Origin of the sequence: Paenibacillus sp. FSL W7-1088, assembly GCF_037969855.1 — a bacterium.
In the GTDB taxonomy this organism is placed as follows: Bacteria; Bacillota; Bacilli; order Paenibacillales; family Paenibacillaceae; genus Paenibacillus.
The window spans coordinates 2,705,824-2,721,591 of sequence record NZ_CP150216.1 but is presented as its reverse complement, the minus strand read 5'-3'; the positions used below and the strand labels follow the sequence as shown (position 1 = coordinate 2,721,591).

Annotated in this window: 18 protein-coding genes; 9 read left to right on the top strand and 9 right to left on the bottom strand. The window is 47.2% G+C overall.

Going from position 1 to position 15,768, the window contains the following annotated elements; all coding sequences use genetic code 11:
- Positions 1-164: 164 nt before the first annotated feature.
- The 4 genes from MKY42_RS12545 to rsgA all read right to left on the bottom strand — a co-directional run bounded on the left by MKY42_RS12545 (position 165) and on the right by rsgA (position 3,915).
- Positions 165-1,640, bottom strand: coding sequence for an aldehyde dehydrogenase family protein (locus MKY42_RS12545; RefSeq protein ID WP_179265140.1), 1,476 nt, complete (start codon positions 1,638-1,640; stop codon positions 165-167).
- Positions 1,641-1,822: 182 nt separating this feature from the next.
- Positions 1,823-2,362, bottom strand: a complete 540-nt coding sequence (locus tag MKY42_RS12540) for a GNAT family N-acetyltransferase (RefSeq protein ID WP_179265141.1) — start codon at positions 2,360-2,362, stop codon at positions 1,823-1,825.
- Between the two features lie 66 nt (positions 2,363-2,428).
- On the bottom strand, positions 2,429-2,767 hold the full coding sequence (locus MKY42_RS12535) for a L,D-transpeptidase (protein ID WP_079346840.1): 339 nt from the start codon (positions 2,765-2,767) through the stop codon (positions 2,429-2,431).
- A 56-nt stretch (positions 2,768-2,823) separates the two neighbouring features.
- Positions 2,824-3,915, bottom strand: a complete 1,092-nt coding sequence (rsgA, locus tag MKY42_RS12530; RefSeq protein WP_257031449.1) for a ribosome small subunit-dependent GTPase A — start codon at positions 3,913-3,915, stop codon at positions 2,824-2,826.
- 61 nt (positions 3,916-3,976) lie between these two features.
- Between rsgA and MKY42_RS12525 the strand changes: the two genes are divergently transcribed.
- Entirely contained in the window at positions 3,977-4,243 is a 267-nt protein-coding gene (locus tag MKY42_RS12525; RefSeq protein WP_339851376.1) for a hypothetical protein, read from the top strand.
- Positions 4,244-4,394: 151 nt separating this feature from the next.
- Here the strand turns inward: MKY42_RS12525 and MKY42_RS12520 are convergent, their stop codons facing one another.
- A complete protein-coding gene (locus tag MKY42_RS12520) occupies positions 4,395-4,988 on the bottom strand; it encodes a metalloregulator ArsR/SmtB family transcription factor (RefSeq protein ID WP_090896171.1) in 594 nt (197 codons plus the stop codon).
- 176 nt (positions 4,989-5,164) lie between these two features.
- On the opposite strand from MKY42_RS12520, the gene MKY42_RS12515 reads away from it, so the two are divergent.
- From MKY42_RS12515 to MKY42_RS12505, 3 genes are all read left to right on the top strand, one after another.
- Positions 5,165-6,163 carry a YpdA family putative bacillithiol disulfide reductase gene (locus MKY42_RS12515; RefSeq protein ID WP_090896170.1) on the top strand — a complete coding sequence of 333 codons (999 nt, stop codon included), beginning with the start codon at positions 5,165-5,167 and terminating at the stop codon, positions 6,161-6,163.
- Between the two features lie 5 nt (positions 6,164-6,168).
- A complete protein-coding gene (locus MKY42_RS12510; RefSeq protein WP_090896169.1) occupies positions 6,169-6,612 on the top strand; it encodes a DUF441 domain-containing protein in 444 nt (147 codons plus the stop codon).
- Between the two features lie 185 nt (positions 6,613-6,797).
- On the top strand, positions 6,798-7,313 hold the full coding sequence (locus MKY42_RS12505) for an ADP-heptose synthase (RefSeq protein ID WP_090896168.1): 516 nt from the start codon (positions 6,798-6,800) through the stop codon (positions 7,311-7,313).
- A gap of 116 nt (positions 7,314-7,429) precedes the next feature.
- On the opposite strand, the gene MKY42_RS12500 is transcribed toward MKY42_RS12505, so the two are convergent.
- Positions 7,430-7,879, bottom strand: coding sequence for an NUDIX domain-containing protein (locus MKY42_RS12500; RefSeq protein WP_090896167.1), 450 nt, complete (start codon positions 7,877-7,879; stop codon positions 7,430-7,432).
- Positions 7,880-7,949: 70 nt separating this feature from the next.
- A complete protein-coding gene (locus MKY42_RS12495) occupies positions 7,950-8,246 on the bottom strand; it encodes a HesB/YadR/YfhF family protein (protein ID WP_024630313.1) in 297 nt (98 codons plus the stop codon).
- A 530-nt stretch (positions 8,247-8,776) separates the two neighbouring features.
- Between MKY42_RS12495 and MKY42_RS12490 the strand changes: the two genes are divergently transcribed.
- The 5 genes from MKY42_RS12490 (at position 8,777) to MKY42_RS12470 (ending at position 14,494) form a co-directional block, all read left to right on the top strand.
- Positions 8,777-10,522, top strand: coding sequence for an ABC transporter transmembrane domain-containing protein (locus MKY42_RS12490; RefSeq protein WP_090896166.1), 1,746 nt, complete (start codon positions 8,777-8,779; stop codon positions 10,520-10,522).
- 12 nt (positions 10,523-10,534) lie between these two features.
- A complete protein-coding gene (locus tag MKY42_RS12485; protein ID WP_339851365.1) occupies positions 10,535-12,625 on the top strand; it encodes an ABC transporter ATP-binding protein in 2,091 nt (696 codons plus the stop codon).
- A gap of 198 nt (positions 12,626-12,823) precedes the next feature.
- Positions 12,824-13,507 carry a TetR/AcrR family transcriptional regulator gene (locus MKY42_RS12480; RefSeq protein ID WP_111619126.1) on the top strand — a complete coding sequence of 228 codons (684 nt, stop codon included), beginning with the start codon at positions 12,824-12,826 and terminating at the stop codon, positions 13,505-13,507.
- Positions 13,508-13,512: 5 nt separating this feature from the next.
- The gene (locus MKY42_RS12475; protein ID WP_179265143.1) at positions 13,513-14,307 is read left to right on the top strand and encodes a DUF4097 family beta strand repeat-containing protein; all 795 of its coding nucleotides are present in this window, start codon (positions 13,513-13,515) and stop codon (positions 14,305-14,307) included.
- Between the two features lie 13 nt (positions 14,308-14,320).
- A complete protein-coding gene (locus tag MKY42_RS12470; protein WP_177185674.1) occupies positions 14,321-14,494 on the top strand; it encodes a hypothetical protein in 174 nt (57 codons plus the stop codon).
- Positions 14,495-14,583: 89 nt separating this feature from the next.
- On the opposite strand, the gene MKY42_RS12465 is transcribed toward MKY42_RS12470, so the two are convergent.
- Positions 14,584-15,213: a YdcF family protein gene (locus MKY42_RS12465; protein ID WP_090896153.1), complete on the bottom strand. Its 630-nt coding sequence runs from the start codon at positions 15,211-15,213 to the stop codon at positions 14,584-14,586.
- Positions 15,213-15,764: a hypothetical protein gene (locus MKY42_RS12460; protein ID WP_090896147.1), complete on the bottom strand. Its 552-nt coding sequence runs from the start codon at positions 15,762-15,764 to the stop codon at positions 15,213-15,215. Before MKY42_RS12460 ends, MKY42_RS12465 begins: the two co-directional genes overlap by 1 nt.
- Between the last annotated feature and the right edge of the window lie 4 nt (positions 15,765-15,768).

The following is a 15,768-nucleotide window of genomic DNA, read 5'->3' as shown; positions in this document are numbered from 1 at the left end:
CAGCTTTTTCACACCATTTTCCAACCTATTTTTCAAACGTGTAAAAACATGCAAAAGACCGCCATATCAAGCTTGAGGCGGACTTTGCGCAATCTTTGTCACTCTTTCTCGAACCCTATCTGATTATAAAATAAAGTGTTCTCTAATCCATGTTCACTGTCGAATTATCGCACTCCCGGATATTCCCGATATTGATGCTGAATGCTGATCCAGCGAGTCCGTGTGAACTTCTCAATAGCCCAATCGCCACCAAAACGACCAATACCCGATGATTTCTCACCACCAAACATCACATGCGCCTCATCGTTCACGGATTGATCATTTACATGCACCATGCCCGATTCAATCTGCTGGGCCACTTGATACCCTCTTTCCAGATTTCCGGTGAATACAGAGCCGCTCAATCCATAAGGCGTATCATTCGCCAAACGCACGGCCTCCTGCTCATCCTTCGCTTTCATTAATACCGCGACAGGTCCAAACAATTCCTGTTGCACGATATGCTGCTCCGGTTTCACATCCGCAAGTACGGTGGGCTCCAGCACACTGCCTTTGCTCGTACCACCGAGCAGCAATCTTGCTCCTTCCGCCTGGGCTCCCTTAATCAAGTCCAGCAGGCGCTCCACTTCCTTCTCACGAATGAGCGGACCTACCAGCGTTTGGGCATCCGAAGGATCACCAGCCTGAATTTTTTTCGTTTTGGCGACAAAGGACTTCACAAACTTATCGTAAATATCAGCATGTACAATAATACGATTAAGTGCCATACAGATTTGCCCCTGATGCAGGAATTTACCGAACACCGCAGACTCTGCAGCACGTTCGATATCCGCATCTTTCAGGACAATCATCGCATTGTTCCCCCCAAGTTCAAGCGCAGTTTCTTTTAATTGCTCACCCGCGAGTTTGCCGATGCCCTGCCCCACCTCTGTGGAGCCTGTAAAGGAAATGACTTTGGGTACCGGATGCGCTACAAAATAATCTCCAATCTCACTCCCGCTCCCAGCTACCACATTCAGTACACCTTCAGGTAATCCAGCCTGCTCAAATAGATCAGCAATAAGCCAACCAGCCGTAATCGGAGTATCAGACGCAGGCTTAATAACGACTCCATTACCCAAAGCAATAGCCGGGGCTACGGAACGCAGACACAGGTGCAAAGGAAAATTCCAAGGGCCGATCACGCCGATAACTCCCTTGGGTTCCCGCACAACACGATTCTCTTTCCCGGATGTATTTGAAGGCAGAATCTCCCCCTTCATCCGATATGGGAACGAAGCTGTTTCATCCACAATCCGTTTCGCAGAAGCAAACTCCGACTCGGCCTTGATGCGTGTGCTCCCGGATTCCGTAATCAACAATTTTATAATTTCCTCTTTGCGCTCAACCATTAGAGCCGAAACTTTGCGGAGTACACCTTCTTTAACCGCCGGCAGAGACTGCTTCCATTCCACCGAACTCTTTTGAGCCGCCTTATATGCTCGATCTATATCTTCCTTGTTCGAGGATCGCCACGTTCCGATGACCTCTCCCGTGTAAGGATTTTTATTTTCCACTGTTTTCTCGCCGGAGCCTTCTACCCATTCGCCATTAATAAATTGTTTCGTCCATGTTGTATGTTCTGTCTCCATTAAAGTCATCTGAATAACGCCTCCCAAACAAGATTGAATGTCTCACCTCAAAGCTGTGTAGTAGTTCATTAACCTTGTTAAGGATTGCGCAAACGTGAAGGAGAGATGAATCCTTTCATCTTTTGATGGGAAAAGTATTGATAGAAAAAAGCTCCTCAATGCTCAACTTACTCAGCCAAATGTTTACTCCTTCAACTCCCGGGCACCGTCTTCTCTCCAAAAAGAGTCAAGTCTTCCCAGCCATAAGCCACCTCTAACAGATCTTGACCGCCAATCCGGATATGCTGGGTTTGGACAGGAGTTCCGCCCATTTTTTCATAGAAACGACAGGCTGAATTTTGCTCCAGTGCCCAAATCAACAGGTTCCTCATATCCAGCGAAAGGAGATAACGAACGACGTGTCTCGCCAGCTGCTGGCCGATACCCGTTTGTTGCACTTCTTTCAGTAAATAAATAGCATACAACTCAGCATCGTAAGGCAATTTGCCTTCACGTTCCTTTCCACCGCAGGCGAATCCGACAATTTTCCCATCTTCCTGCTCAGCCACCACCAGAATCTGATCCTTTTCGCCAGAACGGATATTTCGTTCCCATTGGGACAACCTTGATTCCGTAGTCAGATTGTCCAAAAAATCATCCGGCACGATCCCTCGATATGTCGTCTTCCAACTCTCTGTATGTACATGGGCTACGGCTTCTGCATCCCCTTCACGCGCTGGTCTGATTTGCATGTTATTACTCCCTTTCTCTCGGCCAAGCCGTGACTATACGATCCCCTTCTTCAGATAAATCCGGCCCTAGGGCCGGATCGTTACTTGTGTGCCCACTGACACTTTCGAAGAAAGGTCCAGCACATCCGAGTTATACATACGTATGCACCCATGAGAAACGGATTTGCCAATGGATGAAGGATCATTGGTTCCATGAATCCCATAATGCGGCGCCGACAACCCCATCCAAAGAACACCAAATGGCCCTCCAGGGTTCTCTTGTTTGTTAATAATCGTAAACACGCCGTTAGGCGTCTGCGTGAGCATCTTGCCTATAGCGACAGGATAACCCTTAACCACCTGCGAGCCATCCAAAAGATATAACATATGATCCGACAGGTCCACGATGATGCTGTAATCTGGCATGATGGCATCCCTCCTGATCTATCCTATGCAGGATATAGAGGGATGCCCGCCTGGTCTCAGGCCTCTTCCCAGTCTTTTGTACTGCGGACATGTTTCGGTTTGCGAGAGCTGACGGGTTTGCTTGAAGCGGTCCGTCGTTTGGATGCCGCCTGTTCCTTGCGCTGCTGAAACTTCAGTTCCTTCTGCATTTTCAAGTAGTTGCCCAGCCTTTTTTCATCCAATGAACCTTCCTGAATAGCCTCCTTTACAGCGCAGCCGGCTTCCCGGGTATGTGTGCAATCCTGAAATCTGCATTCCGCAGCAAGTTGCTCAATTTCACCAAAAGCATGTGACAAACCATCCTGACCTTCATCCCAAAGATTGAGTTCACGCATTCCCGGTGTGTCAATCAATACCGCTCCCTGCGGCAGTACAAATATTTCCCGATGAGTGGTCGTATGACGTCCGCGGCTGTCGTCCTCACGAACGGCCTGCGTAAGCTGTACACTCTCGCCCATCATCCAGTTGACCAGGGTAGACTTGCCACTACCGGATGAACCCGTCAAGGCAACCGTTGTGCCTGGAGACAGAAATTTTTCAAGTAAAGATTTGCCCTGATCCTGAACAGCCGATATGGCCAACACTTCAATCCCAGGAGCGATGCCTTCCACCAGTGAAATTTGGTCTTCCACATTCTCGCTCAGATCGCTTTTACTTAGAATGATGACAGGTCTGACTCCACCATTCCAGGCCATCATAATGTATCTTTCGAGCCGTCTCAAATTAAAATCATGATTAAGAGCGGCAACAATCAGCAATGTATCCACATTCGCCGCAATCAATTGCTCTTTGGTCACTGGACCAGCGGCTTGTCTGGATACCCTGCTCTGACGTGGCACAATGCTGTGAATGATGGCTTCTTCTCCAGCTTGCCCTGTAGTAGCGACCCAATCCCCAACGGCTGGTACAATGCCAGTCTCCTCATGATCATGTCGCATCCGCCCGGATACCCGTCCCCAGCATTCTCCTTCAGCCGTAATCAGGCGAAGCAATTGCCCGTGATCCGCAATAATTCTTGCCGGTTTTCTTAATTGTTCTTCCATACCCGTCTGCTGCCACAGCTCCTGCCACTTTGCAGACCAGCCGTATTTCTCCATCGTGTTATTCAAAATAAAAATTCCTCCCGATAAATGGTGTGTTATCCTTCATTGACATTAACAACAATCAACAATGAACGCTCCGGTCCGGCATCAAAACCAAATAAGCCACGAGCAGCACTTCACCCGCGGCAATAAGAAGTTAGCCGAACGAAAGATTGTTTTATGGCATTCATATCGGACACATCAATACGACAATCCGACACTCGTTATCCAGAAACAACCCATTTTCGGCATACAAAAAGCCACGGGTACGTCACCCGTGGCTTCATCTGTGCATGTTATTCTGTGTTACGTACATATGGACAATATTGCGAACAATACTGCCCAACTGCCGTAAAATTACATGCATTGATCCGTTCCGGAGACGCTGTTCATATTCAAATTAACGTATACTGCCATTAGATTTGTCATTTAACATCGCCTCCCTTGTAGAATTATCCATCATGTTACACAGCTTCAACCGCTCTTGTCAAGTTTATTTTTTTTACTTACTTTACTTGATCCCAGCGAGTCCACATCTCCTTCGGATTCAGTTCATAGATCCCATCTTCCCGGTACATGAACTGGTGCATGATAAACTCCCGGCGAATGGTGGCAAAATCCTCATGATAGTTTTGAATGAATGCATTGATCTCTTTCTCCGTATATTTCCGTCCAAATTCAAGCTGCTCCACCAAATGACCCAGTACAATCAGCTTTTTCTTATATTGAGCCGGGATCTGACGCAATCGTCCATCCTTCGAGAAGAAATTCCGCATCACGGATGCCTTCAGCGTTTCATTCACATCACTCATATCGGCAACCTCCTCTTGTCTAAAAATAAAATCAACTGAAGCCTGCGCATGCTCCCTGATAAAGTAGGGATTGAGCGAGAAAAACACCGTATTTTTCTCTCTGCGTTCCTTGATTAGCGCCGCTTCTCTTAGTTTGGATGCATGATGTGTAACGGTTGGCTGAGACAAGTTAAGCTTCTCGGCAAGCGCTTGCCCATGAAGTTCTCCCTGAGATAACAGCAGCAGCATCCGAAGCCGGGTTGGATCAGCCAAGGCTTTATGGTAAGCCACAATCTTCTCCAGTTGCATTTCGCTCAACTCACTTTCGTTTAGATGATCATCTAATTTGATATTAGTCTTTTCCCTCTCTTAAGTCAATTCCTTAAGGTCAGGATCATTTCTTTACGTTCTTATCCTTCTTGAACTGGCATTAAACCCATATTTACGGTAGGATTATAGTGCTTGAAATAAGGAGGATTAAGAACATGGAAGATGTCATTATTATCGGCGGAGGCCCATGCGGTCTGTCTGCTGCCATTGAATGCGAACGGCTGGGACTGTCCGCAGTAATTGTTGAGAAGTACAATATCGTCCAATCTATTTATCTGTATCCAACCCATATGCAGTTTTTCAGTACAGCCGAATTACTTGAGATCGGGAATGTTCCGTTCAGTACACCGAACGACAAGCCTTTTCGTTACGAGGCACTCGCCTATTATCGCAAGGTAGCCGAACATTTCGGCCTGCGTGTTCATAACTATGAAGAAGCCCAAGAAATCAAACGCAAGGACGATGGCACGTTCGAGGTACATACGGTCAATCGGCGTGGGCAGGCAATCGTTCATGAAGGACGAAATGTCGTTGTGGCTACTGGTTATTTTGACCACCCTAACTATCTTGGCATTCCCGGAGAAGACAAAGATAAAGTCACTCATTATTTCCGTGAAGCTCATCCTTACACACGCACACGTGTCGCCATTATTGGAGGTAGTAATTCAGCTGTCGATGCTGCGATGGAACTGGTTCGTGTCGGCGCACATATTGACATGGTTTATCGTGGGAGCGGTGTTTCGGAACATATTAAACCATGGGTTCGTCCATTGTTCGAAAGCATGGTTCAAAAAGGAAAAATCTCACTTCACCTTGGCTCACGTGTAAATGAAATTTTGGATGATTCCATTCGGTTGCTCCATTCTGATGGATCCTCAAGTGAACTCGACAATGACTTTGTGCTGGCCTTGACCGGATTCCGTCCTGACCGCAAGCTGCTTTCTTCCGTAGGTGTGGAGATGTCTGAGGATATGGATAAACCGGTATATGACCCGCAGACAATGGAAAGCAGCGTACCAGGCATTTACGTTGGCGGAGTAATCGCATCAGGGCGCAATGCCAACGAAGTGTTTATTGAATCCGGGCGCTGGCATGGAAGATATATTGCTGAACATATCGTAGGTCGGCATCGCGGGCAGACCGAAGGGGAATGAAATCAATGGATATGACTTCACTGCTGTTGCTCGTTTTTGCCGCGTTAGGTATTATCAGCAGTAATACGCCCGTAACCGTAGCGATGGTATTTCTGTTGCTGCTGCGGGTGCTGAACCTAAATCAGACTTTTCCTTGGCTGGAAAAGTACGGACTTACGATCGGTATTATCATCCTGACCATTGGTGTTATGGCACCTCTCGCCAGCGGCAAGATCAGTTTGCAGACGATTGGAGAGTCTTTTCTCCACTGGAAATCGCTGCTCGCCATTGGTGTAGGATTACTTGTCGCCCATTTGGGAGGACGAGGAGCTACGCTGATGAGTACACAGCCTACCGTCGTTGCCGGGCTGCTTATTGGTACAGTGCTTGGGGTTGCCTTGTTCAAGGGTGTACCGGTCGGTCCCCTGATTGCAGCAGGAATTTTATCGTTACTGCTCGGAAAATCATGATCAAAGTTGGGCCTTGACACCCTTCTGCTGACTGGCTGTTTTTCCCACCGTTGTATGATATACTTCTATTCATGCAATTCAAGCACCCAAGTCCATAGCAGAGAAATCAATTGGATGTTCCTTCATACAAAAGAAAATGGATATACCTCGCAACTATTAATGGCCGCAGGAGGATTCAGGAACCCATGTCACGTCAGTTTGTTACAGAAGCCGTGATGGTGGCAATTTACGGTCAATTACTCGCGCCGCCGGCGCCTGTTGAATATATTGTTCCTTACACCACCATCCTGGAGTTATATGAATTTCAGACCAGCCCTGACCCTTTGATGGATAATCCGGCAGATGACCAGCATGTGAAATCCAAGATTAACGAAATGATTTCTTATTTTGAAGAACCGTTGAATAAGAAAAAAATAGAGCGCGCCCTGGCGGTTCCCTGGGCCAAAAGTCCGTCCATTTTGTTTGGTGATCAGGTCTCCATTGCCATTGTTAATGCAGTTGATACCGCACAATATGGTGAATATTTTGATCCCATTGAGACCGAACTGCTGCTCACTTCGCAGCGTCTGGATATCCCTATCCTTACCGACCAGGTCGAATTGATCGCTCGTATTATTGAATCGGCATCTCCTGTGCAGGTCTTCGATATTGACGATTTTGATTTTGCGATGGATGATGAAGAACCGCTTGATCAAGTCTAGTTATGTCAGGAGCCCGCTGTTTCACGAGAGTGATCATCGTACTCATGGATATGGGTCTATAAATTCGCAACAAAGAAGACGCCCTCCCGTCAGGAAAGGCGTCTTCTTTGTTGGGTTTATTCAATTCCGGAAGATCTTAGCAGCAAGCGGCTAAGATCATTCAGCCTGGGCAATGATTTGAGATCAAAAAACTTCAGCCCCGCTTCGCTATTTACTCGTGATTCGACGAGAGAATCCTGAACAATTTGTGCCCTGAACATGGCAATGACAAAATATTCTTCATCCCCACTGGCATGCAAATGTCTCAGATTCGGACCGGAATGCAAACCTTCAAGTATCATATGATTGGTGGTCCACCCCGTCTCTTCCCACAGTTCCCTGTGCGCGGTGTCCTCAATGGCTTCTCCCGGGCGCATCTGTCCCGCAGGAATACGCCAATGTCCGTGTTCAGCATGCTGGATCAGCAATAATTCACCTTGTTCATTCTCGGCCCGAACCGCCGCCTTAACAACTATATGAGAGCGATTCGCGATATACTGGGCCAAATCTCGGGCTGGCGGATTCATGTCGTATCTCCTCCTGTTCGAAAATTGTGCGACCGGTGATGAGCCATTTTATATACGCGGAGATATCACGTTAAATCTCAGTGTAGCGATATTCGATATCCTGTCCTTCTTCAACAACATCTACATGAAGTTGATGACCCTTCAGATACCAGTAATCATGATCTTCCATAAAAAATTGGATACCCGATACCTTCGTTTGATCAGCAGGATGTCTCGGTTCCTCCACGGCGATTCCGAGGGAGAAGCCAGGATGAAGACCTCCGCCGGAGCTATAACGGGCGAAGAATCGAATGCTGTCTCCTTCGTTCAAATTCAGTTCTTCCTTATACCAGCGAGCAGCGCGGTCAGATACATGTATGGTACTCATTTGGTGTCAGCTCCTTCTCTATATATATGTTCCATCATATCGCTACAATGGCCTGATTACAAACCTCAACCACCCCAAATACGCAAAAAAAGTTCATTCACTTGTCATAATTCCATCACAATGGCAGCATCTTCTGTTTTGGAAAAACGTTTGACAGATTGTAAAAGTCGGTGTTAAGATGCAAACATACGAGATCCACATGCAATTTATTACCAAAAAAGAAAGGGTGATTACGGTGTTTAACAATGACGATCTACATCAATTCAACATACAACTAAATACCGGAGCACCCATGAAATCGTTATTCCGTTCATAAGACAGCATCACAGAAGCCTCTAGTCAGGTTTGCTGTTTTGTACTCTCACAATCGAACTTTATCTACGGTGGTGGCTCTGCTCTCGGAGCCATGCTGCCGTATGAATGATACTCAAGACATACCGCCTGCGTGCGGTATGTCTTTTTTTGTGGGCTCAAATGGCTAAACATGAACGGAACATGCATTTCACGAACTTGAAAGGAAGGGATACCACTTGTTCTCTGTACTTAAAAATCTGGCCTGGTTTTTCCGGCTGGAACGCAAACGATACCTCATTGGTGTCACCTTGCTTATTATGGTGGGCATCATTGAACTGCTGCCACCTCGTCTTCTGGGCAACGCTATTGACGAGATTGTACGCGGTTCCATCACCGGCGCTTCACTTACACGTTACATTTTACTTATTCTAGGATCGGTCATCATTATTTATCTGACAACGTACATATGGATGCACAAACTGTTTGGCGGTGCCAATCTGGTTGAACGTTTGCTGCGGTCACGCTTTATGGACCATTTGCTGCGGATGACCCCGCCCTTTTTTGAGAAGAACAGAACTGGCGATCTGATGGCACGTGCCACCAATGATCTTCGTTCCATTGCCACCACAGCAGGCTTCGGCATGCTGACGTTAACCGACTCCACTGCTTTTCTGGCAACCGTATTATTCGCCATGGGTTTTCTGGTTAGCTGGAAACTGACCCTGGCCGCAATTCTGCCTCTGCCCTTTATCGCCATCGCCATGATGATCTATGGTAAAGCCGTCCATCAACGATACACACTGGCACAGGATGCATTCGGGGATATGAACGATCAGGTGCTTGAATCTATTGCCGGCATTCGAGTCGTGCGTGCCTATGTTCAGGAACGCCTGGACGAGAAAAGATTCGCCGATGTCACTGAAGATGTGTACCGCAAAAATCTGGCCGTTGCCAAGATGGATGCACTGTTCGAACCTACCATCCGGTTATGTGTCGGACTCAGTTATGTGATTGCACTTGCCTACGGCATTTATCTTGTTTTTCATAATGAAATTACCCTAGGGGATCTCGTATCGTTCAATATGTACCTGGGGATGATGATCTGGCCAATGTTCGCAATTGGCGAATTGATTAACCTGATGCAGCGTGGCAGTGCCTCACTCGATCGTGTTAACGAAACGCTATCTGTAGAACCTGCCGTGAAAGATGTTGAGCAGCCTGCTCATATTCCTAATCCGGAAGAGATCGCCATGCAGGATGTTACCTTCCGTTATCCTAGTTCTACTGTCGACAATCTCAGTCATGTCAGCTTTTCACTTCGACGTGGGCAGACACTGGGGATCGTGGGACGTACAGGTAGCGGCAAGTCCACCCTGCTCAAACAATTGCTTCATGAATACCCGGCTGGATCGGGTAAATTAAGCATCTCCGGTCATCCGATTCAGGATATCGCCAAAGACGACCTGCACAGCTGGATTGGATATGTTCCACAGGAACAGGTGCTGTTCTCCAAATCAGTCCGTCAGAACATTCAATTCGGTAAGCCTGGTGCTGATGATAATGTGATTATGGAAGCGATTCGCACCGCAGCCTTTGACGGAGATCTGGGCACTTTATCCGATGGACTGGACACACTCGTTGGTGAAAAAGGAATTGCGCTGTCCGGTGGACAGAAACAGCGGGTATCGCTGGCACGTGCCTTTATCGCCGATCCGGACATTTTGATTCTGGATGATGCTTTATCTGCCGTCGATGCACGAACCGAAGCCAAAATTATCGAAAATATACGCAGCAAACGCTCGGGCAAAACAACGCTGATCTCGACTCACCGCCTGTCCGCTATTGAACACGCAGACCGAATCATTGTACTGGAGCACGGGAAAATAACGGAAGAAGGAACCCATCAGGAACTGCTTGCTATGAACGGCTGGTACCGTGAACAGTATGAACGGCAGCAGGTGGAGTCTAATTTGTCCACGTAGGAGGTTAACGCTTTGAAGTCTAATACAGGCAAACGGCTGCTTCAATATGCCCTAAAAGCCAAAGGCACGTTTATTGCCGCTTTAATTATGCTTACGATTGGAGTTGCCGCCGAGCTTGCCGGCCCTTTCATCGCCAAGTCGATGATCGACAATCATTTGCTCGCCATTGAGCAACCCTTCTATGAGACTACTGCTTCTAGCGAAGCAGCGGTCTACAATGGAAAGAACTACAAACGTGAAGGCCGATTTGAGCCGAATGAAACGAAAGGTACCGAGGTACGCATACTGCAAGCCGGAAAAAGTTTTTATTTTGTAAATGAACCTGTTAGTGCACCCGATGGGGATCGAACCTATGCGGACGGAACACTGACGATTACACGCGCAGGCGAAGTGACGGGTCAATATGCGGCGGTGCCTTTATCCGCTGGTGAACTCTTTGCCTTTTACAAACCGGAGATGCCAAGCATCTATCAGCTGATTGTGTATTACATGATCTTCCTTGTCATCTCAGTCATTATGGAGTTTGGTAAAACATACTGGTTACAATCATCTGCCAACAAAGTCATTCAAAGACTCCGTAACGATGTGTATGCACACATCCAGCGATTGCCCGTACATTTTTTCGACAACCTGCCCGCAGGTAAAGTGGTCTCTCGGGTCACCAACGATACCGAAGCCGTCAAGGATCTGTTCGTTGCCGTTCTGTCGAACTTTTTCTCTGGCATCATTACGATTACTGGAGTGTACGTTGCGCTCTTCCTGCTGGATTTCCGCCTCGGATTGATCTCGCTGTTCGTTGTGCCGATGCTGGTTCTGTGGATTGTGCTTTATCGTAAAATCGCAACCCGGTACAACACGATCATTCGTTCACGTCTAAGCGAGATTAATGCGATTATTAACGAGTCCATTCAGGGGATGTCCATTATCCGGGTATTCCGTCATCAGAAACAGACCAAGCAGGAATTCGAGGATCTGAATGATGATTATATGAAACACCAGAACAAAATGCTCAACCTGAACGCTTTCACCTCACACAACCTGGTTAACGTCCTGCGGAATATGGCTTTTGCCGTTGTTCTGTGGTACTTCGGTTCTAGTGTGCTGGACGGCACGAGTATCATCTCACTGGGTGTGCTGTATGCATTCGTTGACGTTCTCGGACGTTTGTTCCAGCCGATTACAGGTATGGTGAACCAACTCGCGAACCTGGACTCCTCTATGGTATCCGCCGGACGTGTCTTTGAACTGATGGATGAGAAGGGTGAGCCGGTAACCGATGGCTCGATGCCGAGGTACAAAGGAAATGTCGTGTTTGACGATGTATCTTTTGCCTATAAAAAAGATTATGTGCTGAACAACATCTCGTTCAAAGCCTCACAAGGTCAAACGGTCGCCCTGGTGGGCCATACCGGTTCTGGTAAAAGCTCGATCATCAACTTGCTGTTCCGGTTCTATGATCCACAGAAGGGCAAGATCACGATTGACGGTCAGAACGTGAAGGATCTGCCTAAACAGTGGATTCGCGAACATATGGGCATTGTACTGCAAGACCCGTACCTGTTCACGGGTACCGTGGCTTCCAATGTCAGTCTCGGAGATGAACAGATTACTCGTGCACAGATTGAGCAGGCGCTGCGCGATGTAGGTGCTGAGCGAATTCTCGCCCATCTACCGCAAGGATTCGACGAGCCGGTTATCGAAAAAGGAAGCACATTATCTGCCGGACAACGGCAATTGATCTCCTTTGCTCGTGCACTGGCATTCGATCCAGCCATCCTGATTCTCGATGAAGCTACGGCGAATATTGATACCGAAACAGAAGCATTAATTCAAAATGCGCTCGAAGTCCTCAAAAAAGGACGGACCACTTTCATCATCGCCCACCGTCTGTCCACCATTCGTTCAGCAGACCAGATTCTGGTCCTGCATCGCGGACGGATCGTTGAACAAGGTGCACATGATGAATTGATGGAACTGAAAGGTCGCTATTATCAGATGTATCAGCTACAGCAAGGTGCCCAAGCAGCACCGGATACGAATGAAAACAACCCACTGGGCGAGGCCATTCGAACCACTTCCTCCTTTGCTGGAGGCGGCGTGTAAGTAAAACGGGAAAAATCCGAATATAATTCAACAACCAACCGATATGCCCGTGGACCTCTTGGTCTGCGGCAGATCGGTTTTTTATTTTTAGATTTCATTCATGTATTCAGCTCTTCTGATTTCCTCTTATTGACAATGGAAACATCTCTCTGTATTATACATACCAACGGTCGGTATCTAAAATATAAGGAGGTTATTATGGCCAGAAACAAGCACCCTGAACAGACGGTACAGCAGATTCTGAACGTCGCTGCGCAGTTATTCACAGATAAAGGATTTGAAAAGACGAGTATTCAGGACATCATTGTTGCCCTAGGCATGTCCAAGGGAGCCGTGTATCATCACTTTAGATCCAAAGAGGAAATACTGGACGCGGTCATCGAACAACAGTTTAACTATTCCGCTCAGATGCTGGATCATTTAATTACAAATACATCGACCACGCCAGCACGAGAGAAGTTAGTTCAGATTTTGGAGCATGTCGTCTCTGATCCACAGGCCCATTCACTGGATCACGTACTTCGAACCCAAATCAAAAATCCAGTGTTCATTGTACGAGGGATTCAACAGGCTGTGCGGATTGATGCACCGGTGATTGCAGCGATTTTGCGTGAAGGCATTACAGATGGATCTATCCATTCCGAGGATCCCGAAGCTTGTGCAGAAGTATTCATGATGCTGGTCAATATATGGATTAATCCAACACTTTTCGGCCGCAATTCGAGCGAAACAAAGCAACGTCTTTATTTTTTACAGCGGTTGATGAACATGCTTGGTGCCGATATTGTAAGTGAATCACTAATTGAACGTATTCTAGATCAACATGCTGCCATGGGTGCTTATCCTATTCTGAATGAAGACGATGACAGAAATGAGGGGTAACCAATTTGAATCCTAATAGACATATGATTTGCAAAGAATGGTTGTCCGAAGAACCCCTTCTCACCCTTTCTCTGGAATGGATGCAAGGCGAAGTGCATATCAGCCAAGGTACAGAATCGGTTATCCGTGTTACTCAATGGGGCTCCGCCCGTTTTCCAAGAATTCGATGTTTTGAAGCTAACGTCAGCCATGGTTTATTACATCTGATCGATGGACGAAAACAAGCTTTTCCGCTGGGCATAAACTTCCACCGCACATCGCTCCACATTGTACTGCCACCTGCGGTCTTGAAAAGACTGTCGATCAACGGAGTTGGTTCCCACTTTCTTGTGAGTAACGTTTCTTCCGAACAATGGGATTGTCACTGTACATCAGGCAAGCTCACCTTATCTGGCCATGCCAATCATATCTGTCTACGATCAGTGGGAAGTCGAGTTACAGCAACAGACCTCCGTGCAGAACATATGCAACTGCAAGCCACTTCTTCACCTGTTCAGTTATCCGGTCAGTTCACCCATATTCAATCGAAAGTGACAGGTAGCCAACTCACCATTCAATCCTCAACGACACTTCAATCTCTGGATAGTCTCTCCACAGGTTGTAACGTTGAGGTGCGAATCCCACCAGAAAACGATGGATTCAAGTTAGACTTCAAGCAGGCCGGAGGCCGCTTCAGCAGTGATCTTCCGCTTCAATCCATTCATAATCAACATACGTATCGTAACGGTACTTATCCATTTCAAGCAGAAGTCAGAGGTGGGAAGCTTACCATAGGGAGCTCTTCATACCATTCCACATAGAGGAGGTAAACATATGAGCATCGGCTGGATCGTTGGCAGCAGCTTGGCTACCGTGGTATTACTTGCGGGGATTATCAATTTGTTCGTTGGTATACGTAAAAACAATCATCTGCGCTGGCCTTGGTGGTTCATCGGTTTTGGAGTGGCTGCGCTGATTAGCGCAGCGATTAACTATCCCGGAACATAGAAACGCCGCATCAACATGCGCAAAAAAAAGACAATCGCGCAGTCCAGTCACTTTCCGTGCTGCTGCGGATTGTCTATCCATCTATCCATCTATCCATCTATCCATCCTTTGACCATATATCCCATATATAATATCGTTTCTCTTGCCAGAAAAGGAAATTGGCTGCGCCAGGTCTGGTAAGCCGTCGTTCGTGTTGGGGACGGAACAGCATCCATGCCAAGTCCCTTAGCGAGCTTCATCGCCCGTTTCATATGTAACGGGTCACTTACAATGGTGTAGGTGTGAAATCCCGCCTGTTCTCCAACGCTAAGTGAATTCACCAGATTCTCCTCTGTAATTCTCGATTCTGTCTCCATTTGAATATCTGCCGGATCTACACCATGTGCAACAGCATAATCTCGTCCTACTTCGGCTTCGGCACGCTCACCTGGACTGCCAGAACCACCAGTAAAGAGCAGATGGCTGATCGTCCCCTGGCGATATAATACGATGGCATGCTCAATACGTTCGCGAAATACGGGTGAAGGGTTGTCCCCTTCTACGGCTGCACCGAGGATGATGGCTGCATCACTCTGTCTGGATGATTCATCATCGGTGTAGGCCCAGATGAGCGAGGCCGTAGTTATCGTCCATATGACCCCAAGCAACACGAGCGATACAATGGAGATTATCAGCCAGTGCCTGCTTTTTATTTTACGTGTACGGGACTTGCCTTCCATCACAATGATTCATCCTCTTCCAGTGCCCGGGCGTGCATGCTCTCTGCATGCATACGTTCGAGTGTCTGCAGCGCCGCCGCGGATTCAGCATTCAGCCCCAGCTCTGCAATCCAGGCACCCGTGTACTGCTGAAGACTAATCTCTAGTTCCTGTGCACGGTCTTTGAAATCTTCCAGCTCCTTGATCATGCGTGATCGTCCTTCAGGACTGAATGTCTCATGAATTCGTTCCTTGAAATAGTGATGTACAATGCTATTACGCTGCTTCCATAATTCATTCAACTGCCGAGTCTCTTCCTCCGAAAAGGTAAAATGATGGCGCACCTCATGAATGAGTTGTCCGAGTGAACTGCTCATCTTCCGTTCGTACAGATCTTCCAGATCTTCTTCGGAAACAACCTTGCCCTGAGACATTTTCATTAATAAAATCAGATTGACCAGTTGCTGTTCAAGCGCCTGTCCATAATATACAGCCAATCCGTAATATGCAAACAATTCTCTGGAGTGTTCGCTGTCCAGCATGTCACCATGCTGCATGTCTGTATTTTGCATAAGC